This is a genomic window from Terrabacter sp. MAHUQ-38 (assembly GCF_014518425.1).
GTDB lineage: Bacteria > Actinomycetota > Actinomycetes > Actinomycetales > Dermatophilaceae > Terrabacter.
The window spans coordinates 374,372-396,849 of sequence record NZ_JACVCU010000003.1 but is presented as its reverse complement, the minus strand read 5'-3'; the positions used below and the strand labels follow the sequence as shown (position 1 = coordinate 396,849).

Below are 22,478 nucleotides of genomic sequence, written 5' to 3'. Positions count from 1 at the left end.
TCCTTTCGGTGGTCAGGGGTGCGGGGAGGGCAGTGGGCTCAGCGCGTGAAGAGCGAGCGGAGGAAGAAGCCGACGTTGGCCGGACGCTCGGCCAGACGGCGCATGAAGTAGCCGTACCAGTCGGCGCCGTACGGCACGTACACCCGGACCCGCTCCCCGGCGGCGGCGAGTCGGCGCTGCTCGCCGGTGCGGATGCCGTGCAGCATCTGGTACTCATAGCTGCCGGATGCGCGTCCGTTCCGCTCGGCCAGCACGCCGGCCAGCTCGATCATCCGCGGGTCGTGGCTGGCGACCATGGGATAGCCGTCGCCGGCCATGAGGATCTTCAGGCAGCGGACGTAGGCGAGGTCGACGTCCGACTTGGCGGGGTACGCCACCGACGGCGGCTCGGCGTAGGCGCCCTTCACGAGACGGACCCTGGAGCCCGAATGGGCCAGGTCACGGCAGTCCGCCTCTGTGCGGTACAGGCAGGACTGCAGCACCGCTCCCGTGCCGGGGAAGTCGACCCGCAGCTCGCGGAGGATGGCGAGGGTGGAGTCGACGGTCGTGTGGTCCTCCATGTCGAGGGTCACCGTGGTTCCCGCCTGTTCGGCGGCGGCGGCGACGGCGCGGGCGTTCTCGAGGGCGAGGTCGTGACCGTCGCGCGGCAGCGCCTGGCCGACCGCTGACAGCTTGAGCGAGACCTCGGCGCGGTCAGCCAGCCCGAGCTCGGCCAGGCCGCCGAGCAACGTGACGTACACCTGACGGGTGGCGCGGGCCTGGGCCACGTCCAGCGTGTCCTCGCCGAGATGGTCGAGGGTCACCGCCAGGCCGCTCCCGGTGAGCACGCGCGTCGCGTCGAGGGCCTCGGCCGTGGTCTCCCCGACGACGAAGCGCTCCACCAGGGGCCGAGAGCCGGGCGCGCTCGTGACGAGGCGGCGTACGCGCGGGCTTCGAGAGGCCGTCAGCAGCGTGGATCCGAGCATGGTGTCTCCTCCGGGCGGGGTGCTTGGCGGCGAACCTACGCGCCGAGGCGACGGGGGAGCACCGGACAGGTGCCACACAGGTTCGACGAGCTCTTGGACATCTGCTCAAAGCGCCTGCGAGGATGCCCGCAGACACGCGGCCGGAACCCTGGAGGAGACCATGCGACCGGAGTTCCAGGACATCGTGGAGGACGTGGCCCGGCTGCTGGCGCGGCCGACGACGCTCGAGGACCGCGACTTCAACCTCGTCGCGTTCTGCTCCCACGAGGCGCACGTCGACGAGGTTCGCCTGCGCTCGATCCTGCAGCGGCACTCGACCCGCGAGGTGCAGGACTGGTTCGAGGGGTTCGGCATCGCGACGAGCGAGGTCCCGGTGCGCACCCCGGCGTCGCCGGAGCTCGGGGTGCTCGGTCGGCTGTGCCTGCCGGCCCGCTGGAAGGGAGTCACCTACGGCTACCTCTGGCTCCTCGACGAGCACGGCGGCATCGACGAGGCCCGGTTGCCTGCGGCGGAGGCACTGGCCGAGCGGGCCGGCGCACTGATGGCCCAGCAGGCACGTTCGCGCGAGGAGCTGGGCTACACGGTCGAGGACCTCCTGTCCGCGGACCCGGAAGCGGTCGAGCGGGCCGCCGAGGCCATCCACGACCTCGGCATCGTGGGGCGGGAGGTCCCGTTCGCCGCCGTGGTGCTTCGGCTGGCCAGCACGGAGCCCGCTGCCATCGAGCCCGCCACCCCCGTGCCGATGAACCTGTGGCGGCTTCCGAGGTCGGTGCTGGCCGCGAGGGGGGACGAGCAGCACACGTTCCTCGTGCCGGTCGACGGGGGCGGCCTCCAGGCGGCACGCGACATCGCCCGTCAGGCGTTGGACCTGTACTCGGAACGCCTGCCACCCGCGGCGCGAAGCACGCTCGTGGTCGGGGTCGGCGGCATCCGCCCGAACCTGGCCCAGGCTCGGGGGAGCTGGCACGAGGCGCGGCTGGCCACCCGGGTGGCCGAGGTCGTCGAGTCGCTGCGGCCCATCGCCACCTGGCCCGAGCTGGGGGTCTACCGGCTGCTGGCCTGCGGCCCGGAGAGGGCCTTGGCCAGCGCAGTGCTCGACCCCGCCGTGCGACGCCTGCTCGAGCAGCGCGATCCCGATCTTCGCCAGACGGCGCTGGTCTACCTGGAGGCCGGCGGCAACGTGCAGGAGACCGCTGCCGCGCTGAACGTGCACCGGCAGACGGTGTACTACCGGCTGCAGAAGGTCGAACAGGTCACCGGGCTCGCCCTCACCCGCGGTGACCACCGCCTCGTGCTCCACCTCGGCCTCACGATGGCTCCGTTCGTGACGGAGCACGGCGAGATCTGAGCCGTTCGACATCTGTCACAAAACGCTGCGCGACGTTCGTACGCCTGTAACTCGCGGTGTCCACGCCGAGGCACTAGCGTCGGGGCACCTGCCGGCCAGGAGTTTTCGCGCAGCGGCCCACCATCAGCCTGTGGCGTGGCCTGTCCCGGCCAGGTGAGCACCAGGAGTGCTTACGAAAGGCCCAGAACGCCACGTGCTCCCGCCACTTTCCACGCGACCGGAGAGGGCGACAGGCTTCACCAGAGCGCGGAGCAGCACGAGGCGACACCGACGGTCCGCGCCCGGCGCTCCGACCCGTGAGCGCCACCAACTCCCGGTCCGGCCGGTGGTCGCGGACCTCCGCGGACCATCCCGGCACGACGTCCATCGAGACCAACCGGAATCCTCCCCGCCTTCGCAGGCCCTCCCCTTGGAGACACGTATGTCAGCTGGACCTGAGCTGAAGAAGACCCTGACCCAACGACAACTGTCGATGATCGCCATGGGGGGCGTCATCGGAGCAGGACTGTTCGTCGGTTCCGGTGCGGTGATCAACGACGCCGGCCCTGGCGCGTTCCTCACCTACGCCGTGACCGGTGTCCTGATCATCATGGTGATGCGGATGCTGGCCGAGATGGCCGTGGCGAACCCGTCCACGGGCTCGTTCGCCGACTACGCCCGCAACGCGCTCGGGGGGTGGGCCGGGTTCTCGGTGGCCTGGCTCTACTGGTACTTCTGGGTGATCGTCGTCGGGTTCGAGGCAGTCGCCGGCGCCAAGATCATCCAGTACTGGGTCGACGTCCCGCTCTGGTCGTCGGCCCTGGTCCTGATGCTGCTGATGACGGCCACCAACCTCATCTCGGTGTCGTCCTTCGGTGAGTTCGAGTTCTGGTTCGCCGGCATCAAGGTCGCGGCCATCATCTTCTTCATCGTGTGCGGCACCCTGTTCGTCGTCGGTGCCTGGCCCGACAAGGGCTTCGATCTCAGCAACCTGTGGAGCCACGGTGGTTTCATGCCACACGGCCCGACCGCACTCACGGCAGGAGTGGTCACCGTCATCTTCTCGATGGTGGGTGCCGAGGTGGCGACCATCGCGGCAGCCGAGTCGGAGAACCCCGAGCGTGCCGTGGCGAAGGCCGCCAACTCGGTCATCACCCGCATCTGCCTGTTCTTCGTGGGCTCCGTGTTCCTGCTCGCCGTCATCCTGCCGTGGAACTCGCAGGACCTCTCCGGTTCGCCCTTCGTCGCTGCGTTCACCGAGATGGGCATCCCGTACGCGGACGACATCATGAACGCCGTCGTCCTCACCGCGGTGCTCTCCTGCCTGAACTCCGGCCTCTACACGTCCTCGCGGATGCTGTTCGTGCTGGCGGCCCGACGCGAGGCGCCGGCCCAGCTCGTCAAGGTGACCGGTCGCGGGGTGCCGAGGACCGCCATCCTCGCCTCGTCGGTCGTGGGCTTCCTCTGTGTCATCGCGGCGGCCATCGACGAGGACGGGGTGTTCCTGTTCCTGCTCAACTCCTCGGGCGCCATCATCCTGTTCGTCTACCTGCTCATCTCCATCTCCCAGATCCGGCTTCGGATGCGCACCGACGAGTCGACGCTCAAGGTCAAGATGTGGCTCTTCCCGGGGCTGTCCATCCTGACGGCGGTGGCGATCGTCGGGGTGCTGCTGCAGATGGGGATCACCGAGAGTGTGCGCTCGCAGCTGGTGCTGAGCCTGTTGTCGTGGGCCGTGGTCCTCGTGCTGTACGCCGTGAACAAGTTCGCCCTGGCGCGGCGCGGCGGCGCTGCGGTTCCAGGAACCGACCACGCGCGCCGGGTGCTCGTGCTGGCCAACGAGACCGTCAACTCGGGCGAGCTCCTCGACGAGCTGCGCCGCATCGACGCCGAGGGAGCGGCCGAGTACTTCGTCTGCGTGCCCGCCAGCCCGGTCGAGACCGGCCAGGCCGCCGTCAACGGTCCGCTGCAGGTCTGGAACGCGACCGCCGAGGCGGCCCGGCAGCGACTGGAGCACACGCTCACGTCGCTCCGCTCGGACAGCCTCAGCGTCGAGGGAGAGCTGGGCGACTACCGCCCCTTGCGCGCGCTCGAGCAGGCGGTCGAGACGTTCCGTCCCGACCAGATCGTGATCGCCACCCGGCCGCTGGAGGACTCCGTCTGGCAGCGCTACGACGTGGTCGACCGCGCCCGCAGCACCTACCCGATCCCGGTCACGCACGTGATCGCCCACCGTGCCGTGCCCGCCCTCGTGGAGGACTCGTGACCATCGTCGCCGGGTGCACCCTCAAGGAGGGCGGCACCGCGTCCCTCGAGCTGGCCGCCATGCTCGCGCGGTCGACCGGTGAGGACGTCGTCGTCGCGGTCGTGGTGACAGCAGCCTGGCCTCCCAGCACGGAACGCATCGATGCCGACTACCGCGCCTACCTGATCGAGCGGGGCGAGCAGACTCTCGCCCAGGCCAAGGCGTCGATGCCCGCCGACGTCCGGACGACCTTCATGCTCCACCACGCCGCCTCGATCCCCACGGGGCTGCTGGAGGTGGCGAAGGGACACGACGCCAGCGTCCTGGTGCTGGGGTCCTCCGAGAACGGCGGCCTGGGCCAGGTCAGCCTGGGTGGCGTGGCCGACCGCATGGTGCACAGCTCACCGGTCCCGGTCGCGCTGGCCCCGCGCGGCTACCAGGCGGAGCCGGGCGGCCGGCTCCGCCGGGTCACCGTCGCGTTCGGCGCCAGCTCCGAGGACCGGTCTCTCGTGCACACGGCCGCCGACTACGCGGTCCGCACCTCCAGCTCCTTACGGATCGCGTCGTTCTCGGTGCGGCCCAAGATGCTGTTCGCCTCGACTCTGGCAGGCTCGGGCGAGGACCTGGTGGTGGACCAGTGGTCGCAGCGGACCAGTGAGGTCATCAACGAGGAGCTCGACCAGGTGCGCCGGCTTCCCGACGTCCCGCGCCCCCTCGAGGTCGTCATCGGTGACGGCTACAGCTGGCGCGAGGCCATGGGGCAGGCGCGGTGGTCACTCGGTGACGTGCTGGTGGTCGGATCCAGCTCGCACGGTCCCCTGGCGTCGGTGTTCCTGGGGTCACGGGCCTCCAAGATCCTGCGCTGCGCACCCGTGCCGGTCATCGCACTGCCCGTCTCGGCGGCCTGAGCGGGGACGCGTGACCCGGTCCGAGATGCCCCCGACACGCCGTGAACGAGCGGACCGTTAGAGCCGACGCGCGGCGGGTAGGCGTAAGGGCGCAGTACCTACTCGAACGGGAGGAGAGACCATGTCGACCCAGAACTGGGACGCGTGGAACTATCGGGAGACCACGGGGGTCTCGGCCAGCCAGGAGGACCTGACGGGCTTCAAGGTCCACGCCGTGGACGGCGACATCGGCAAGATCGACGCGGCCAGCCGTGATGTCGGTGCAGGCTACGTCGTCGTCGACACCGGACCGTGGATCTTCGGCCGCAAGGTGATGCTGCCGGCCGGCACCGTGGATCGGGTCGACTGGGACGACATGAGCGTCTACGTCGACCGCACGAAGGACCAGATCAAGGACTCGCCAGAGCTCGGCGAGGACGACCTGACGGATCCTGGGTACCGCGACCGCGTGGGGACCTACTACGGAGACACCTACGACGAGCGGAACCCGCTCTGACGGAAGCGACTGTCTGAGGAGGCGTATTCCGCGGGGCCTGGCCCGGCGGCACACCCTTCCGCCGCGCCGGGTGTGCCGTCAGCCCTGCCGAGCCGTGGTCGCCAGTCCCTCGAGGAAGTAGCGCTGCGCGAACGCGAACACGAGGATCATGGGCAGTGTGGCGACCAGCGTCGCGGCCATGGCGATCTCCCAGTGGTACTCGCCCGACAGCGCGAACCCGTCGATGACCTGCTTGAGCCCGCGCGGCATGGTGAAGTACTCCTCGGTCTGCAGGTAGATGAGCGGCTTCAGCAGGTCGGACCAGCTCGCCTGCAGCTCGAAGATGAAGACGATGATGAGCGCCGGGCGGCACAGCGGCAGCGCGATGCGTCTGAAGAGACCGAGCTGGCTGCACCCGTCGATCCGGGCCGCCTCGAAGAGCTCACGCGGGATGCCGAGGAAGAACTGGCGCATCAGGAAGATGTAGAACGCGGAGCCGAAGAGGTTGTTGGCCCACAACGGCACCTGGGTGTCGACGAGTCCGAGCCGGTGCCAGATGAGGTAGACCGGGATCATCGTCACGGCGCCCGGCAGCATCATCGTGGCCAGGACCAGCCCGAAGAGCGGGCCGCGCAGCCGGAACCGGAAGTACGCGAAACCGAACGCGACGAAGGCGCTCGACAGCGTCACCGCGAGGGCTGCCATGACGGACACCGCCCCGGAGTTGAGGAGCCAACGAAGCACCGGTCCGGCGTCCCAGACCTCGACGAAGTTGGACCACTGGACCGTCTCGGGCACCAGTCGGTTGTCGAAGACCTGCGACTTGGGCTTGAGCGAGGCGCTCACGAGCCAGATGAGCGGGTAGGTGAACGCGGCGGTGGCGACGAGCAGCGCCAACCAGCGCAGGACGGCGCCGGGGCCGAGTCGCCGGCGGCGTCCGGGTGGACCCACCGGGGTCGAGGGCCCCTCAGGCTCGGGCTTCGGGGGCGGCTCCGTGAACGGAGGCACGGGCCGGGTGTCGACGCTCATCGGGTCGAGCCTCCCTCGTAGTAGACGAAGCGGTTGCCGACCCTGACCTGGATCACGGTGATGACCAGGATGATGAGGAACAGGACCCAGGCCATGGCCGAGGCGAAGCCCATCTTGAAGAACTCGAAGGCGTTCTGGAACAGGTAGACCATGTAGACGAGAGACTCGTCGGATGCGGTCGACTTCTGCTGGGGGCCGTAGAACATCGTGTACGCCTGGTCGAACATCTGCATGGCCGCGATGGTGTGCGTGATGACCGTGAAGAACAGGGCGCCGGAGATCATCGGCAGCGTGACGCTCACGAAACGCCGTACCGGACCGGCGCCGTCGAGCAGGGCTGCCTCGTGGAGCTGACGCGGGACGTTGTTGAGCGCGGCGAGGTAGATGATGATGCTGCCCCCGACGGTCCAGAGGCTGACCACGGCCAGGGACGGCTTCAGCCATGCCGGGTCGGTCGTCCAGTTCGGTCCGGTGACGCCGAACCATCCCAGCACCTGGTTGACCAGTCCACGTTGGCCGTTGAGCAGGAGCAGGAACATCGCCCCCGCGGCCACGGCCGGCGTCATCACCGGCAGGTAGAAGACCGTGCGGAAGAACCCGGCCGCGCGTCCGACGCGGTGGAGCAGCATGGCCAGCGCGAGCGCGACCGCGGTGCCCAGCGGGACGAACATGGCGGCATACACGAACGTGTTTGCCAGCGACTTCGCGACACGTGGGTCGTCGACCAGCTGCTGGTAGTTCGCCGTGCCCACGACCTGACCGGGCTCGACGAGCGAGTAGTCGGTGAACGACAGCCACAGGCTCGCGATCATCGGCCCCGCCGTGAAGACGATGAAGCCGATGATCCACGGGGCGATGAAGACGTATGCCGCTCGCGCCTCCCGCCGCTCCAGCAGTCCCGGGCGGGACCGCTCAGCCATTGCCGCTGGCCTTGGTGAACGCCGCCTGTGCCTCCTTCTGCGCCTGGTCGAGCGCCTGCTGGGCGGGCTGCCCACCGAGCGCACGCGTGACCCCGCTGCGCCAGGCTGCGTCGATCTCGGCGCCGGCCGGCGACGGGTTGAGCGCCACGGCGTCGTCGAGGGTGGAGTAGAAGTTGTCGATGGCCCGCTTGAAGCCGGCGTCGGGCACGTCGGTGAGGTACTTCGCCCGGATCTCCTCGTCGGCAGGCTTGTTCGCCGTGAAGAGGCCGGTGAAGAAGCTCTTGTCCTGCTTGACCTTGGCGATGCGGGCGTCGGCCGCCTTCATCCAGGTGGCCTTGTCCGTCATCGTCTTGGCCCATGCGCAGGCGGCATCCGGGTTCTTCGAGCCCTTGGGGATCGCCCAGGCGCTGCCGCCGACCATGCTGACGGGCTTGCCGTCATGGTCGGTGAACGGCGTGCTGTCGAGCTGGAGACCGCTGCCGATGAAGTCGCGGAGGACGTTGACGTACCAGTTCTCCATCGGGAACGCGACGACCGAACCGGCCGACAGGGGGTTCTTCTCGCCGAAGATGTCGAAGGCGTCACGGAAGGACTTGAACGTCGTCCATCCACCTTGGCCGTTGACGAGCCCGATCGTGTACTCGAGTGCCTCGACAGCCTTGGGGTCGTTGAGGTTCGGCGCCCCGTCCTCCTTGACGATGGTGGCGCCGTTGGCGGTTGCCCACAGCGGGAAGAACTCGGGGAGCTTCGGGTCGAAGCCGATGCGTTCGAGCTTGTTCCCGTTCTTCTTGAAGAGCTTCGCCGTCGTCGCCTTGAGGGCGGCCCAGTCCTTCGTCTGGATCTCGCTGGTCGGCACACCGGCGGCCTTCAGGGACTTGGCGTCGACGAGGTTCGTCGTGACGATGTAGAACTCCGGGATGCCGTAGACCTTGTCGGCCAGCGTCACCGAGCGCATGGCGGCCTCTCGGTACTGGGACGTGTCGATCTGCTGCTTCGAGATGCAGTCCTCGAGGGGGACGATCGCGCCCTTCTTGGCATACGTGCCGATGAGGTTGCGGTCCATGTAGACCAGGTCCGGCGGGTTGCCGCTGGCCAGCGCGGTGAGGAACTGCTGCGCGTCGAAGTCGCCCTTGGCGTTGCTGACCTTCACGCCGCCGTAGGCCTGTTTGAACGCGTTGACCCGCGACTGGCCGACCTCGTCCTCGCCGCCGAACCCCATGATCTTCAGGGAGCCCTGCGGGGTCCCGCCGCCCGCCGTCCCGCCACCTGCGCCGGCATCGCCGCTTCCGCCACCGACGCCGGCGCACCCCGCCAGGAGCCCGACAGCGGCCGCCATGACCACGAACTTGGAACGCATCGTCGCCTCTCTCCCCGGCGCAGTGAGTGCACCGACAGGGGAGAAGTACCCGGGTACACACCGCGAGAAACGCTTCTCGCCCCGATCGTGGTGTGCGACGCGCCGTCGGCGTTGTCGCGGCGCGAGCCGTCAGCGGGTATGCAGTGGGTTGAGCGTCGCCGTGCTTGCGTACGAGGAGGGTTGATGACCGAAGGGTTTGCCCTGGGCGGCGGCTGGCTCATCTTCGCCGTGCTGCTGATGCTGCTCGCGTGGTTCCTGCTGCGGGAGCACACGTGAGGTCCACCGGCGCTCGCGCGAGGCTGGCCGCGTTCGTGGCTGCTGGCGTCCTGGTCTCCGGCGGGTGTGTCGCCCCGGCTCTGGACACCGGCGCCTACCGCCAGAACGCCGTCGCGGCGCTCGAGTCGGCCCGAAGCGAGGCGCGGTCGGCAGCGCTCGCCGTCGAGGCACGGCTCGGCGACCGCCTCACCCAGCAGTACGCGACAACCCTCCTCACCGACCATGACGAAGCGCTCGGCCCGATCGAGGACAGCTTCGGCAACGTCGACCCGCCGGCCGCCGACGACGACCACTTGCGTGACCAGGTGATGGGCCTGCTCGGTGACACCAGCGACGCCCTGTCGACGGCTCGCCTGTCGGTGCGCCGTGACGACCGTGACGCGTTGCGCGACGACCTGAAAGAGCTGCGCCAGCTGGGGGACCAGCTGGATGAGGCCGCCGAGGCGCTGAAATGAAGAAGTTCTTCGCCATCGCGCTCGGAATCCTCACTGCCATCGGTGGGTTCGTCGACATCGGTGACCTCGTCACGAACGGTCTCGTCGGTGCCCGGTTCGGGCTGTCGCTCGGTTGGGTCGTGGTCCTCGGCGTCGTGGGGATCTGCGTCTTCGCCGAGATGAGCGGGCGCGTCGCCGCCGTCAGCGGACGCGGCACCTTCGACCTCATCCGCGAGCGGCTCGGCCCCCGTGTGGGGCTGACCAACCTGGTGGCCTCGATGGCCGTGACGCTGCTGACGTTCACGGCCGAGATCGGCGGCATCGCGCTCGCGCTGCAGCTCGCGACCAACGTCAACCCCTACCTGTGGATCCCCGTCGTCGGCGCCGCCGTGTGGATCGTGCTGTGGCGCGTGAAGTTCTCGGTGGTCGAGAACGTGTTCGGGCTCGCCGGCCTTGCGCTCATCGTCTTCGCCGTCGCCCTGTGGCAGCTCGGGCCCGATTGGTCGGACCTCTGGCGTCAGGCGTCGCGGCCGCTCGTGCCGCACGACGAGAGCCACACGACGTACTTCTACTACGCCGTCGCCCTCTTCGGTGCGGCGATGACACCGTACGAGGTGTTCTTCTTCTCCTCCGGCGGCGTCGAGGAGCATTGGACCGCAAAGGATCTCGGCGTCATGCGGGCGAATGTCTTCGTCGGGTTCCCGCTCGGCGGCATCCTCTCCTTCGCCATCGCTGGTTCTGCCGCCGTCGTCTTCCAGTCGCAGGGCATCCAGGTCGACACCCTGGGACAGATCGGCCTTCCGGTCGGGATGGCTATGGGCCAGCTCGGGCTCGCCCTCGTGCTGCTGGGGTTCTTCGCGGCCACCTTCGGCGCCGCGTGCGAGACAGGGCTGTCGGTGGGCTACAGCATCTCGCAGTACCTCGGCTGGCAGTGGGGCAAGTACGTCGAGCCACTGCGGGCGGCCCGGTTCCACACGGTGCTGCTCCTCTCGACGATCGTGGGGGTGGGCACGCTGCTCACGACCGTCGACCCCATCATGCTGACCGAGTACTCCGTCGTCTTCAGCGCGGTGGCACTGCCGCTGACGTACTTCCCCATCCTCGTCGTGGCGAACGACCGCACCTACATGGGCCGGCACGCGAACGGCCGGCTCGCCAACACCCTGGGCACGTTCTACCTCGTCGTCGTCGGGGTCGCGGCCGTGGCGGCGATCCCGCTGATGATCATCACGAGAGCAGGTCAGTGACATGCCGGACCGAGCGAACGACCCGACGGACGCACTTCGACGCGTCGACCTCGTGCTCCGCGTCCACGACCACCAGATCGTGGGCCCGGAGGGTGAGCTGCTCGGAAACGTCGACGACGTGGAGCTGGCAGAGGTCGACGGACGCTGGCTCGTCACCGGTCTCATGGTCGGGCCGGCCGCGCTGAGCCAGCGGCTCCCGGGAAAGCTCGGCACGTGGACCCACGCGGTCTGGAGCAGGCTGCACCCCGACCGCGAGCCGACGCCGGTCGTCGTGCCGATGGAGCACGTCACCGACATCGGCTCCGCCGTCGCCCTCGACGAGTGGGCCGCCCGGCGCCTCGCCCGCACCCTCGGGCTCGAGCTGTGGCTGCGAGAGTTCGTCGTCTCGCGCATCCCCGGCGCGAAGGGCGGCTCGAGCGACGAGAGGCCCGGTGACCTCGTCGAGTCGGCCTCGTCCGAGGCGACCGAGGCCGCGGAGGGCGGGTCGGAGAGCGAGGCCGCGCTGCGCCCCCGCCCTGACGGCCGGCCGGTCAGTGGCCTCCTCGGGCGGACCGGGCTGTCGCCCGACGGAGAACGGCTCGGCCGGCTCCGCGACCTGTGGGCGCTCGGGGGTCCACGCGACGGGCATCCCGAGCCGCTGCGGGTGACGCACCTCGAGTTCACCTCCCACCGGCTCGGGGCCGAGCTCGGCTACTCCGCCGACGACAGGCAGGGCCCCGCGCTGGTGCGGGCCTTCTTCCGCTGGTTGCACCGCAACGACCGCGTCGTGCCCATCAGCGCCCTCACCGGCATTGACGACACGGGCCGCACCGTCACCGTCGAGACGACGCACATGCGGCATCCGTTCGACCAGTGAGGGGCTCGGGATCGCCGACGACGGCGACGACCCATTCTTGCCTGCCCTGTGAGGGTCCGTCGTGCCAGAGCACGGGTCGAAGCGCTCGTCGCGGCGCGGGCGACCGTCAACCGCTGTCGTGTGACCGTGACCGCGGCGACCCGGACTGTCGGCTCACAGCCGGGACCGTTCGGTTGGAACATCGCGGGCCTCACTGTGGAGCGGGTGGCTGGAACCAGGGTGGTGCCGTCCTGGGCGCGAACCGTGACCACGACATCGATCGGCCGTCCCGACCTCAGCCCCGTGTTTCGGATGAAGGCTGCGTCCCGGCGGGCGCGTGGCCGGTCACGATCAGGTACCGCTGGGAAGTGGTCGCAGCACGACGCAACACCGGCCGTCGGCCGGCTCGAGGACGCTGGTCACAGGCTCGTGCCGTTCGTCGGTGTAGGCGGCGAGCAGGGCGTGGTTCATCGTGCACACGGTGTCGCGGGCGACCGTGACGATCTGGTGGAACGGGCAGTTGCGCAGCTCGATGACATCGTCGGCCCGGCGCTCCGGCCGGTACCCGAGCCGACCGAGCTGATCGGTGAGGCTGGAGCCGGGCTCGCGCGCTCGGCTGAGTGCGGTACCGCAGGCCCGCGCCTGGCCCAGGAGCGCCTCCCGGTGTGGCCCATCGGGGCCCAGCTCCTCCATGGTGAGGGCGAGGACCCGGGCGGCGATGTCGGTGCGGCGGGGCGGGATGGTGAGGTCGAACTCGACCGAGCCCACGCGGTACGCCTTCGCCGACCGCCCGGTCCCCGGCCCGCCGGGCCGCTCGTCCGGCCGGGCTAGTGCACCTCGAGCAACCCCTCCTCGGTCAGCTTGTCGAGGTGGAACGCAGCCAGCCGGCGGCTGATGCCGACCGTCTCCGCCACGTCGGCGCGCGTCATCGGCCGCCGGGCGTCCTCGACAGCCAGGTAGACGGCCCTGCGGGTCGGCTCGCCGAGGGCGCGGACCAGTCGGTCCAGCCCGGGCACCCCGCGTTCGATGTGCATGTTCTTCTCTAACACCAGCGGGTACTGGTTAAACAGGTCGACGGCCCACGCCCGGCCCCAACGGTCTGATCGTGGTCGGCAACGGTCACGAGACCGGCGCGGAACCGGACACGGAGGCGAAATATGCCGATCTGGAGCAGTGGACCAGGTCGACGTTCGACGTCGAGGCCATCGACTACCGCTGGTCGTCCCAGGACTACTCCACGCCCGATCGGCTGCCGTACGTCGGCCATTCGCCGCTGAGCCGCAACGTGCTCGTGGCGACCGGCTTCCACAAATGGGGCCTGAGCAACGGCACCGCCGCCGCAGTCATGCTGGCCGACCTGCTGGCCGGCCGTGACAACGCCTGGCTGCCGACCTTCGACGCAGGCCGAATCGGCGACGCCAAGGCCGTCGGCGAGCTCATCAAGGACAACCTGAAGGTCGGCAAGGAGTTCATCGGTGGCCGTGTCGCCCGCGTCAAGGCCATCCCTGCCGCCGAGCTCGAGCCGGGCCACGGTGGCCTGGTCGACGTCGACGGCGAGACGCTGGGCGCGTACCGCGATCCCGACGGCGATCTGCATGCGGTGCACCCGACCTGCACGCACCTGGGGTGCCCCCTGCGCTGGAACCCTGCCGAGACCAGCTGGGACTGCAACTGCCACGGCTCGCGGTTCGACGCCGACGGGTTCATCCTCGACGGCCCCACCGTCGAACCGCTCGAACAGGTCGAGCTCCCCGTTGACCCGTGACCGTGAGGCAATTGACCTGAGCCCTTGAGGGCCGTGTACGTAGGCTGTGCGCGTGCTGCTGACGATCACCACGAACGCCACGGAGTCCGCCACGGGACGTGTGCCTGCGAGCGACCTCGGCTACCTCCTGCACAAGCACCCGGACCGGGTCCAGGCGTTCGACCTGCCCGTCGGTACCGCGCACGTCTTCTACCCTGAGGTCAGCGAAGACCGTTGCACCGCAGCGCTGCTGCTCGAGGTGGACCCGATCGGGCTCGTCCGCGGCAAGCGGTTCGGCGGCGACGCGTTCGCCCTCGCCCAGTACGTCAACGACCGGCCGTATGCCGCGTCGTCGATGCTCGCCGTCGCGCTCGGGAAGGTGTGGGGCACCGCGCTCAAGGGCCGCTGCGCGGCCAGGCCGGACCTCGAAGGCGTCCCGCTCCCGCTGCGCATCGCGGTGCCGGCGGTGCCCTGCTCGGGCGGCGTCGACCTCGGCGGCAGGCTCTTCGCCCCCTTGGGCTGGGACGTCACGGCACGCACCGTGGCGCTCGACCCGCAGGTGCCCGCGTGGGGCGACTCCCGGTACGTCGACCTGGTGCTCGAGGGCACCATGCCGCTCGCCGACGCCCTCAGCCACCTGTACGTCCTCCTGCCCGTCCTCGACGGCGCCAAGCACTACTGGGTGAGCACCGACGAGGTGGACAAGCTGGTGCGCAACAGCGGCGCGTGGCTTGCGTCGCACCCCGAGCGAGACCTCGTCACCCGACGCTACCTGGCGCATCAGCGCTCGTTCGTCGTCGACGCCACGGCCCGTCTCGACGCTCTCGACGACACCGCCTCGTCGGCGTTCACGGACGCGTCCGAGCTCGACGCGACGGCCGACGGGTCCGAGCCGCCGACGCCGCTCGTCCGGCTGCGTGCCGCCGCTGTGCTGAGCGCCCTGCGCGACGTTGGTGCCCACCGCGTCGTGGACCTCGGCTGCGGCGAGGGTGCCCTGCTCCGTGAGCTGCTCACCGACCCGTCGTTCACCGAGGTCGTCGGCCTCGACGTGGCCGCGGGAGTGCTCGAGCGCGCCGAGCGCCGGCTCGCCCTCGAGCGGATGCCTGACAGCGTGCGGGCCCGGCTGACCCTCCGGCAGTCCTCGGCGACCTACCGCGACCGGGCCCTGGAGGGATATGACGCGGTGGTGCTCATGGAGGTCGTGGAGCACCTCGACCTCGACCGGCTGCCCGCGCTCGAGCGGAGTGTGTTCGGGCACGCGCGGCCGGCCTCGGTCGTGGTGACGACCCCGAACGCCGAGTACAACGTCCGCTACGAGAGGCTCCCGGGCGGCGCGATGCGCCACCCGGACCACCGGTTCGAGTGGACGCGGGCCGAGTTCGGCGTGTGGGCCGCTCACGTCGCCGAGCGCTACGGGTATGCCGTCGAGCTGCGCCCCGTCGGCGAGGCCGACCCGCTGCTGGGCCCGCCCACCCAGCTCGCGCTGTTCCGGCGCGACGCCGTGTCGGTGCGCGCCGGCAACGACACCTCGTCCGTCAGCGGGGGTGCGGCATGACGCGCATCGCCGTTCCGGAGCTCGCCCTCGTCGCCCTCGTCGGCGCCTCAGGGTCCGGCAAGTCGACGTTCGCGGCGCAGCACTTCGGCCGGTTCGAGGTCATCTCGAGCGACTTCTGCCGTGGGCTCGTGGCCGACGACGAGAACGACCAGGCCGCCTCGAAGGACGCGTTCGACGTGCTCGGCTACATCGCGGGCAAGCGCCTGGCCGCGGGACGGCTCACGGTCGTCGACGCGACCAACGTCTCCAAGGACGCCCGGCGTCAGCTCGTCGAGCTGGCCAAGGCGCACGACGTGCTCCCGGTGGCGATCGTCCTCGATGTGCCGGTGTCGGTCGCCGTGGAGCGCAACCGGGCTCGACCCGATCGCGACTTCGGTGCGCACGTCGTCAGACGCCACCATGACCAGCTTCGTCGGTCCCTGAAAGGCCTTGGGAGGGAAGGCTTCCGCAAGGTCCACGTGCTGAGCGGAGTGGACGAGATCGCGTCCGCCGAGGTCGTCCGCGAGAGGCTGCTCAACGACCGGCGCGACGAGCACGGCCCCTTCGACGTCATCGGTGACGTGCACGGCTGCCGGTCCGAGCTCGAGGCCCTGCTCGGGCGTCTCGGCTACGTCCTCGAGCGCGACGACGAGGGCAGGGCTGTCGACGCGTCCCATCCCGCTGGACGACGGGTCGTCTTCGTCGGTGACCTCGTCGACCGCGGCCCCGACACCCCGGGCGTGCTGCGTCTCGCGATGGGCATGACGGCGGCCGGGCACGCCCTCGCCGTCCCGGGCAACCACGAGCACAAGCTGGTCCGCGCGCTCGACGGTGCCCGGGTCCAGGTCAGCCACGGTCTCGAGACGACCCTCGCCCAGCTCGACGACGAGCCGGGGGCATTCCGGGTCGCCGTCCGCGACTGGTGCTACGACCTCGTCTCGCACCTCGTCCTCGACGACGGCCGCCTCGTCGTCGCGCACGCCGGACTCAAGGAGGCCTACCACGGGCGGGCGTCCGGACGCGTACGTTCGTTCGCGCTCTACGGCGACACGACGGGGGAGACCGACGAGTTCGGGTTGCCCGTCCGCTACCCGTGGGCCCGGGACTACCGGGGCCGCGCGATGGTGCTCTACGGCCACACGCCGACACCCGACCCGGAGTGGGTCAACAACACGATGTGCCTCGACACGGGCTGTGTCTTCGGTGGCCACCTCACGGCGCTGCGCTACCCCGAGAAGGAGGTGGTGCAGGTGCCGGCCGAGCAGGTCTGGTACGAGCCGGCCAAGCCGTTCCCCGTCGCCGGTTCCGCTGGGGTGGTCACGGACGGCTCGTCGCGGGGTGACGACGACCTCGACCTGGCCGACGTGCTCGGTCGCCGCGTCGTCGAGACCGCGCACCACGGCCGCATCTCGATCCGCGCCGAGAATGCCGCGGGCGCTCTCGAGGTGATGAGCCGCTTCGCCCTGCACCCGCGGTGGCTCGGCTACCTGCCCCCGACGATGGCGCCGGTCGCGACCTCGAAACGTCCCGACGTGCTCGAGCACCCCGACGAGGCGTTCACCGCATACGCCGACGCGGGCGTCCGCGACGTCGTGTGCGAGGAGAAGCACATGGGCTCACGGGCCGTCGTGCTCGTGTGCCGCGACGCGGACACGGCGGTGCGACGGTTCGGGGCCGGCGCGGGCGAGACGGGCGCGATCCACACTCGCACCGGCCGCTCCTTCCTCGACACCCCACTCACCGAGCAGCTGCTCTCCCGCGTCCGTGCGGCGGTCGACAGCGCCGGGCTCTGGGAGGAGCTGGGCACCGACTGGCTGCTCCTGGACTCCGAGCTGCTCCCGTGGTCGCTCAAGGCGGAGCCCCTGCTGCGCGAGCAGTATGCCGCCGTCGGCGCCGCTGCCCGCGCTGCGTTGCCGGTCGCCGTCGAGACGTTGGAGCGCGCCCACGCGCGAGGACTGGACGTCGCTGACCTGCTCGACCGCACCTCCCGGCGGCGCGTCCACGCGGAGGCCTTCACCGTCGCCTACAGACGCTACTGCTGGCAGGTCGACGGGCTGGACGGTGTGCAGCTGGCCCCCTTCCAGCTCCTCGCGGGCGAGGGGAGCACCTGGCACGAGCGAGGTCACCTCTGGCATCTCGAGCAGGCCGACCGCCTCGCCGCGGCCGACCCCGAGACCTTCCGCAGCACTGGACGCGTCGTCGTCGACACCTCCGACCCGCAGTCGGTGGCGGCCGGCGTCACCTGGTGGGACGAGCTGACCGGGGTGGGCGGCGAGGGCATGGTCGTCAAGCCGTCGGCGGGGCTGGTGCGCACGCACCAGGGCCTCGCCCAGCCCGGTCTCAAGGTGCGCGGTCGCGAGTACCTGCGGATCATCTACGGACCCGACTACACCGCGCCCGAGCACCTCGAGCGGCTCAGGGACCGCAACCTCGGGCACAAGCGTTCGCTCGCCCTGCGTGAGTACGCGCTCGGGCTCGAGGCGCTTGACCGGCTCGCACGGGGCGAACCGTTGTGGCGGGTGCACGAGCCCGTGTTCGCCGTCCTCGCCCTCGAGTCAGAACCGGTCGACCCGCGCCTGTGAGCGGACCGCCGGCGTCAGGGACCGATCCGTCCGGTGACCGTGAGCTCCTCGGCCACGTCGAACAGCTTCCGGTTGGTGCGCTGGCTCACGCTCACCAAGATGCTGAAGGCCTGGTCGGGCGTGATCTTGAAGCGCTCCATGAGGATGCCTTTGGCCTGTCCGATCAGGTCCCGCCTGTGAACGGCGATGGTGAGGTTTCGGACCTTCTCGGCGTCGGCAAAGGCAATCGCGGCATGGCTGGCGAAGAGCAGCCCGACATGCTCCGACTCGTCGTCGAAGCTGCCCGGCGTACGGCTGTAGAGGTTGAGGGCGCCGAGATCGTCACGCTCGACGTAGAGCTGGAAGCACAGCATGCTCATGACGCCGAGGGCCGCCGCTCTGCAGGCGAACTCAGGCCACCGATCCTCCACGGTCATGTCAGCCACCCGCACGGTCTGGTGCCGGTAGGCCGCGTCGAGGCAGGGACCCTGCCCGGTCTCCATCTGCAAGGCGTCGACCTGGGCGGGCAGCCCACCACCCTGCGGATGCCGGGAGGTCACCTCCCGCTTTCCGGTGACCACGCTGATCGAGCCCTCCTCCGCGCCGGGGATCAGCTCGACAGCCGCCCGCACGATGTCGTCGAGCACGAGCCCGGGGATGCGTTCGGCTTCGACACGACGGGCGAAGACGCTCAGATCCTGCGCCAGCCGGTCGTGCTCGACCGCCAAGCCCTCGTTCTGCGCCGAGGGTTCTCCTCGTCTGTTCTGTAGTTCACGGGCCATGTCTGGACAGTAAGACGTCCGCCGGAGCAGTGGTACCCGACGAACGAGGGCGGATCGTGGGTCCGCGCACGACCGCGTCATCGGCCCGGTCAGCTCGTCGGTCTGACCGGTCGTCATCGCTGGGGGTCTCGCAGCGAGGTGGGGGAGAGGAAGGGCTGGAGCAGGCCCTGATCGGCCAGGTCTGGCAACCGCCGGGCGACCCCGGCCAAGAGGTCCGCAACCTGCACCCGCGGGTCGTCGCGGGAGTCGACGGTCACCAGCCCAGCCAACGGTGACAGCCGGCCCGGCCGCGCCGCGCCGTCGTGGGCACCTGGGGCCGGGGAGTCCGTGCCCTCGGTCAGGACCTGTTGGAGGCGCCTGAGCCGACCCGCCGTGAGCGCGCTCTGCTCATCGTGGATCACGAGCACCTGCCGGTGTCCGGCGCTCCAGAACAGGACGGTCTCGGCCAGCGCCGGCAGCATCGGCTCCAGCGGCGGCGGGATCGACCGGTCGTCCTGCGCCAGCCGGGTCAGGAGGGCGCCGACGCGCCTGCGACTGAGCCCGTCGAGGACACCCGTCGCTTCCGCGCCGAGCCCGACGGCCAGCGCATCCCGGGCCTCGAAGAAGCGTTCCAGAGCGCTGTGATCCGGCCGATGCCTCCGCTTGGTCCGGACCAGGTCGACGAAGGCCGCGAGGAAGACGCTCCACTCGCGGCTATGTGCCCGCCCGGCCCGATAGAGCGTGAGCGCGGCCTGACGGTTGTCCTGGGTCAGCCGAGTGCCAGCCGCGTACGAGGGCTCGACGAGGAACAGGTCGACGATCCGGGTGACGAGGAAGTACTCCTTGTCGACCACGAGAACATGCGCTCGCCCACTCAGCGCCGCCAGCAGCCACCCCAACGCCTCACCCGCTTGGGGACCGCGGAGGAACGGCGCGGACTTCACCTCGCTGAGCGACCTTCGCAACCCCGACCGCAGCTCCCGGAGGAGCTGGGCCGCCTCGTCGACGCAGAGGTCGACACTTGCGTGCGTGAACACCGGGGTGGCCGCGTCCAGCAGGTTGGTGCCGGAGAACCCGGACTCGTCACAGGCGATCTCCACGACGACGCGGCCGACGCTGTCCATCGGCAGACCGCCTTGAGGGGGCAACCTGGGATCTCTCACCACCAGCTCATGCTGGTCCGCCATCGCGGATCACACCATCGAATTGCGCTGTCGAGGAGCACGGCCGGTACCGCGCCTGCCACCGCTGCGGGCGAGGACCCAGACGCGGCCGACGCCTCGAGCAACGGGTCGATTCACACGCCGGCGCGTAGGTTTGGAGTGTTGCTTGACGCTTGGATGCGTCAGGCCGCGGCCCGAAGGAGTCGGTCGATGCCCAAGGTCGAACTGGACGTTGAGACGAGCGCGTCGCCCGAGGCTGTGCGTGCGGCCCTGCTGGGGACCGCGAAGCAAAATTATGGCGTAACCAATGTTTTAGGGCAGGGTATGGCGGGTCAGGTCGCACGCCCATCACGCCGGAACGAGCACGAGTTGGAACCGCCGGCCAGACTCTGACTTTGGGTAGCCGTGTCAACGACAACAGCTCAATCCAGGGGGCGCCCGGCGCCGCCCAGCCATCGCACGCCCACCCGCTGACGGGGCGTGTGGGTCACCACACCGATGGCACGGAACACGCTCAGCGACCTCGGGACGGTCGCCTTGAGCGACGCGCCGACGACCGCGCCGACGTTGGTTGTCGATCCACCCGCACGTCCAGCGGCTGCACGGCTTTGATGGGGCCGTCACCGAGTCGTCCGCAGTTGCGCCGTCGGCACGGGGGTCGAAGCGATCCTGGCGCTCGGTCCCATGTGTTCGAACGGCCGTAGTCTCAGTTCTAGTCTCATTCGGTCGCCGTCGCTCCCGTTCGGGAAGGTTCGATTGCGACTCAACTGAGCGTGGACGTGCTTCGGCGTACCCCGGGCGAACGGGCAGGAGCAGATCTCGAAAGCGTGTGTGGGGGTGAATCCACCGTGGGTTCAAATCCCACCGCCACCACCAAATGACGCAGGACCCCGACACTCTTGTCGTCGGGGTCCTGCGTCATTTGGTGTTGACGCTGCGGGATTTGGGAGGAGCCGGAGCGAAGCGGAGGCGACGGCTGCCACCGCCACCGCCATTCACCTGCGGAAACGCCGGTCAGCCAATGAGGGAGCTGACCGGCGTTTCCCGTCCTAGTCTCATGTCAGTCTCATCTGGTCGTTCGCGGAGGTTCGCCGGGGTTCCCCCGGGGGCAGTTGGGTTCGCAGGACGCATCATCCGGTGGTCGGTGAACGGCGAGGGCCACTCGACTCCGTAGGGATGGTCAAGGCATCAGGCGGCGCCGAAGGGGTTTCCCAGTGGTCCGGTGCCGGCTGAGGATCACTCCCAGGGACACGCTTCCGCGAGGGCGCGTTCAAGATCGGACCTGTCGTTGAGGGTGATGTGCCGGTCCGTAAGGGACGTGGTGCAAGCGACATATGTACTCCCGCCGTGCCGACGACGTTGGGCCGCCACAGAAAGACCCACGACAAAGGCGGACTAAGAAAGTGATGCGTCGTCTGTGTGACGGCGTCTGTCTGTTGTCTTTCTTGGCCGGGCGGGGAGCCGACTCCAGGCATCAGGCCTGCAGAACGGATTCAGATTCTTGTGTCGGTATGTCCACGATCATCGGCATCCAGACCTCCGGCCAGGGAGTCCAGAAAATCCGGCAGATCGGGTGTCGGATTCTTTGACTGCCGATGAGTCATGGGTCAGCTTCAGCTTGGTTGCCCGATCAGGGCCGCCGCGGCGGGGCTGTGCTGCCGCGCACGACGAGTTCGGTGGGCACCGTCGTGGACGCCTCTGTGGGGGCCTTCCCGTCGAGCAGGTCGAGCAGCAGGCGGCCGGCGAGGACGCCTTGCTCTGCGGGCCGTTGCCGCACTGTCGTCAGGTCGGACAGTGCGGCGAGCGGATGGTCGTCGATGCCGACCACGGACACGTCGCGGCCGGGCTCCAGGCCGGCGCGGCGCAGGGTTCGGACCGCTCCGAGGGCCACCTCGTCGGAGTGTGCGAAGACGCCCGTCGGCGGGTCGGGGTGGCCGAGGAGCCTGCTCATCGAGGCGGCGCCGTCCTCGCCTCCCCAGGGCGCGCTGACCACGAGGGTGGGATCGATGGCGATTCCGGCGGCGGCCAGGGCGTCGTGGTAGCCGGGCGAGCGCGTGGATGGCAGATGCGGTTGGTCGGGGTCGACAGCCTCGAGCATTGCGATCCGTTTGTGGCCCAGGTGGACGAGGTGGTCGACGGCCTGCCGGCTCGCGATCCGGTCGTCGATGTGGACGGAGGGATAGGCCGCGGTCTGACCGCCGGCCGCGACGATGTGCACACCGAGGGTCTCGAGGCGCGCGCGCTCGATGTCCTCGACCTGGAAGCCGACGACGACGACGGCGTCGACCTTGCGTCGCGCGGGCAGGCGCTCGAAGAACTCGTGCCGGTCGCGCACATCGCCGACGTGGTAGAGCAGCACGTCGAGGTCTGCCCCCCGGAGCACGGAGTCGAGGCCCTCGACCACCGAGCCGAAGAACCAGCGCGACAGGTGCGGCACGACGAGAGCGACGCGGCCCGTGTTGCCCTTGGCCAGCCGGGAGGCCTCGGGAGAGACGACGTAGTGGTTCGCCTCGGCGACCTGGAGCACGCGCGCCCGCGTCGCCGGAGCAACGTTCTTGGCGTTGCTCAGGGCGCGCGACGCGGTGCCGACGCCGACCCCGGCCATGCGGGCGATGTCGACCAGGGTCACCTTCGTCGGTGTCGCGTCCTCCACGCGCACCACCGTAGACCACTGGAAACGCTTTCACCAGCACCGTC

General features: G+C 69.7%; 19 protein-coding genes and 1 pseudogene. 11 read left to right on the top strand and 9 right to left on the bottom strand.

The window, feature by feature from the left end:
• Positions 1 to 38: 38 nt before the first annotated feature.
• Positions 39 to 965, bottom strand: a complete 927-nt coding sequence (locus tag H9I49_RS12875; protein WP_188030769.1) for a proline dehydrogenase family protein — start codon at positions 963 to 965, stop codon at positions 39 to 41.
• A gap of 160 nt (positions 966 to 1,125) precedes the next feature.
• On the opposite strand from H9I49_RS12875, the gene H9I49_RS12870 reads away from it, so the two are divergent.
• The 4 genes from H9I49_RS12870 (at position 1,126) to H9I49_RS12855 (ending at position 5,941) form a co-directional block, all read left to right on the top strand.
• The gene (locus tag H9I49_RS12870; RefSeq protein ID WP_188030768.1) at positions 1,126 to 2,313 is read left to right on the top strand and encodes a CdaR family transcriptional regulator; all 1,188 of its coding nucleotides are present in this window, start codon (positions 1,126 to 1,128) and stop codon (positions 2,311 to 2,313) included.
• A 421-nt stretch (positions 2,314 to 2,734) separates the two neighbouring features.
• Positions 2,735 to 4,558 carry an amino acid permease gene (locus H9I49_RS12865; protein WP_188030767.1) on the top strand — a complete coding sequence of 608 codons (1,824 nt, stop codon included), beginning with the start codon at positions 2,735 to 2,737 and terminating at the stop codon, positions 4,556 to 4,558.
• Complete coding sequence (locus H9I49_RS12860; RefSeq protein WP_188030766.1) at positions 4,555 to 5,445, top strand: universal stress protein; 891 nt, start codon at positions 4,555 to 4,557, stop codon at positions 5,443 to 5,445. The genes H9I49_RS12865 and H9I49_RS12860 overlap by 4 nt, the downstream gene beginning before the upstream one ends.
• Positions 5,446 to 5,566: 121 nt before the next feature.
• Entirely contained in the window at positions 5,567 to 5,941 is a 375-nt protein-coding gene (locus H9I49_RS12855) for a PRC-barrel domain containing protein (RefSeq protein WP_188030765.1), read from the top strand.
• Between the two features lie 78 nt (positions 5,942 to 6,019).
• Here H9I49_RS12855 and H9I49_RS12850 read toward each other — a convergent pair whose 3' ends face one another.
• The 3 genes from H9I49_RS12850 to H9I49_RS12840 are packed head-to-tail and all read right to left on the bottom strand — an operon-like array spanning position 6,020 to position 9,226.
• A complete protein-coding gene (locus H9I49_RS12850; RefSeq protein ID WP_188030764.1) occupies positions 6,020 to 6,949 on the bottom strand; it encodes a carbohydrate ABC transporter permease in 930 nt (309 codons plus the stop codon).
• Positions 6,946 to 7,869: a carbohydrate ABC transporter permease gene (locus tag H9I49_RS12845; RefSeq protein ID WP_188030763.1), complete on the bottom strand. Its 924-nt coding sequence runs from the start codon at positions 7,867 to 7,869 to the stop codon at positions 6,946 to 6,948. The genes H9I49_RS12850 and H9I49_RS12845 overlap by 4 nt, the downstream gene beginning before the upstream one ends.
• Positions 7,862 to 9,226, bottom strand: a complete 1,365-nt coding sequence (locus tag H9I49_RS12840) for an extracellular solute-binding protein (RefSeq protein WP_188030762.1) — start codon at positions 9,224 to 9,226, stop codon at positions 7,862 to 7,864. The genes H9I49_RS12845 and H9I49_RS12840 overlap by 8 nt, the downstream gene beginning before the upstream one ends.
• A 272-nt stretch (positions 9,227 to 9,498) precedes the next feature.
• On the opposite strand from H9I49_RS12840, the gene H9I49_RS12835 reads away from it, so the two are divergent.
• Genes H9I49_RS12835 through H9I49_RS12825 form a run of 3 tightly spaced genes read left to right on the top strand, consistent with a single transcriptional unit; the run spans position 9,499 to position 12,039 of the window.
• Entirely contained in the window at positions 9,499 to 9,957 is a 459-nt protein-coding gene (locus tag H9I49_RS12835) for a hypothetical protein (RefSeq protein ID WP_188030761.1), read from the top strand.
• Positions 9,954 to 11,183: an NRAMP family divalent metal transporter gene (locus H9I49_RS12830; protein ID WP_188030760.1), complete on the top strand. Its 1,230-nt coding sequence runs from the start codon at positions 9,954 to 9,956 to the stop codon at positions 11,181 to 11,183. Before H9I49_RS12835 ends, H9I49_RS12830 begins: the two co-directional genes overlap by 4 nt.
• A gap of 1 nt (position 11,184) precedes the next feature.
• A complete protein-coding gene (locus H9I49_RS12825) occupies positions 11,185 to 12,039 on the top strand; it encodes a PRC-barrel domain-containing protein (RefSeq protein WP_188030759.1) in 855 nt (284 codons plus the stop codon).
• 330 nt (positions 12,040 to 12,369) lie between these two features.
• Here H9I49_RS12825 and H9I49_RS12820 read toward each other — a convergent pair whose 3' ends face one another.
• Together H9I49_RS12820 and H9I49_RS12815 are read right to left on the bottom strand one after the other, a co-directional pair.
• Positions 12,370 to 12,786, bottom strand: coding sequence for a hypothetical protein (locus H9I49_RS12820; RefSeq protein WP_188030758.1), 417 nt, complete (start codon positions 12,784 to 12,786; stop codon positions 12,370 to 12,372).
• 59 nt (positions 12,787 to 12,845) lie between these two features.
• Complete coding sequence (locus tag H9I49_RS12815; RefSeq protein ID WP_188030757.1) at positions 12,846 to 13,052, bottom strand: helix-turn-helix domain-containing protein; 207 nt, start codon at positions 13,050 to 13,052, stop codon at positions 12,846 to 12,848.
• Positions 13,053 to 13,114: 62 nt separating this feature from the next.
• Between H9I49_RS12815 and H9I49_RS23955 the strand changes: the two are divergent.
• The 4 genes and pseudogenes from H9I49_RS23955 to H9I49_RS12800 form a co-directional block, all read left to right on the top strand.
• A pseudogene (locus H9I49_RS23955) lies at positions 13,115 to 13,366 on the top strand (FAD-dependent oxidoreductase); the annotation flags it as partial.
• A complete protein-coding gene (locus H9I49_RS23950; RefSeq protein WP_255523974.1) occupies positions 13,364 to 13,783 on the top strand; it encodes a Rieske 2Fe-2S domain-containing protein in 420 nt (139 codons plus the stop codon). The pseudogene H9I49_RS23955 and the gene H9I49_RS23950, both read left to right, overlap by 3 nt.
• Before the next feature lie 52 nt (positions 13,784 to 13,835).
• Positions 13,836 to 15,317, top strand: a complete 1,482-nt coding sequence (locus H9I49_RS12805) for a 3' terminal RNA ribose 2'-O-methyltransferase Hen1 (protein WP_188030756.1) — start codon at positions 13,836 to 13,838, stop codon at positions 15,315 to 15,317.
• Positions 15,314 to 17,878, top strand: coding sequence for a polynucleotide kinase-phosphatase (locus tag H9I49_RS12800; protein WP_188030755.1), 2,565 nt, complete (start codon positions 15,314 to 15,316; stop codon positions 17,876 to 17,878). Before H9I49_RS12805 ends, H9I49_RS12800 begins: the two co-directional genes overlap by 4 nt.
• Positions 17,879 to 17,892: 14 nt before the next feature.
• On the opposite strand, the gene H9I49_RS12795 is transcribed toward H9I49_RS12800, so the two are convergent.
• The 3 genes from H9I49_RS12795 to H9I49_RS12785 all read right to left on the bottom strand — a co-directional run bounded on the left by H9I49_RS12795 (position 17,893) and on the right by H9I49_RS12785 (position 22,434).
• Entirely contained in the window at positions 17,893 to 18,639 is a 747-nt protein-coding gene (locus tag H9I49_RS12795) for a GAF and ANTAR domain-containing protein (RefSeq protein ID WP_188030754.1), read from the bottom strand.
• Between the two features lie 113 nt (positions 18,640 to 18,752).
• Positions 18,753 to 19,742 (bottom strand): DUF3800 domain-containing protein, encoded by a 990-nt coding sequence (locus H9I49_RS12790; protein WP_223128659.1) that lies wholly within the window; start codon positions 19,740 to 19,742, stop codon positions 18,753 to 18,755.
• A gap of 1,669 nt (positions 19,743 to 21,411) precedes the next feature.
• Positions 21,412 to 22,434 carry a LacI family DNA-binding transcriptional regulator gene (locus tag H9I49_RS12785; protein ID WP_370587557.1) on the bottom strand — a complete coding sequence of 341 codons (1,023 nt, stop codon included), beginning with the start codon at positions 22,432 to 22,434 and terminating at the stop codon, positions 21,412 to 21,414.
• Positions 22,435 to 22,478 lie beyond the last annotated feature (44 nt).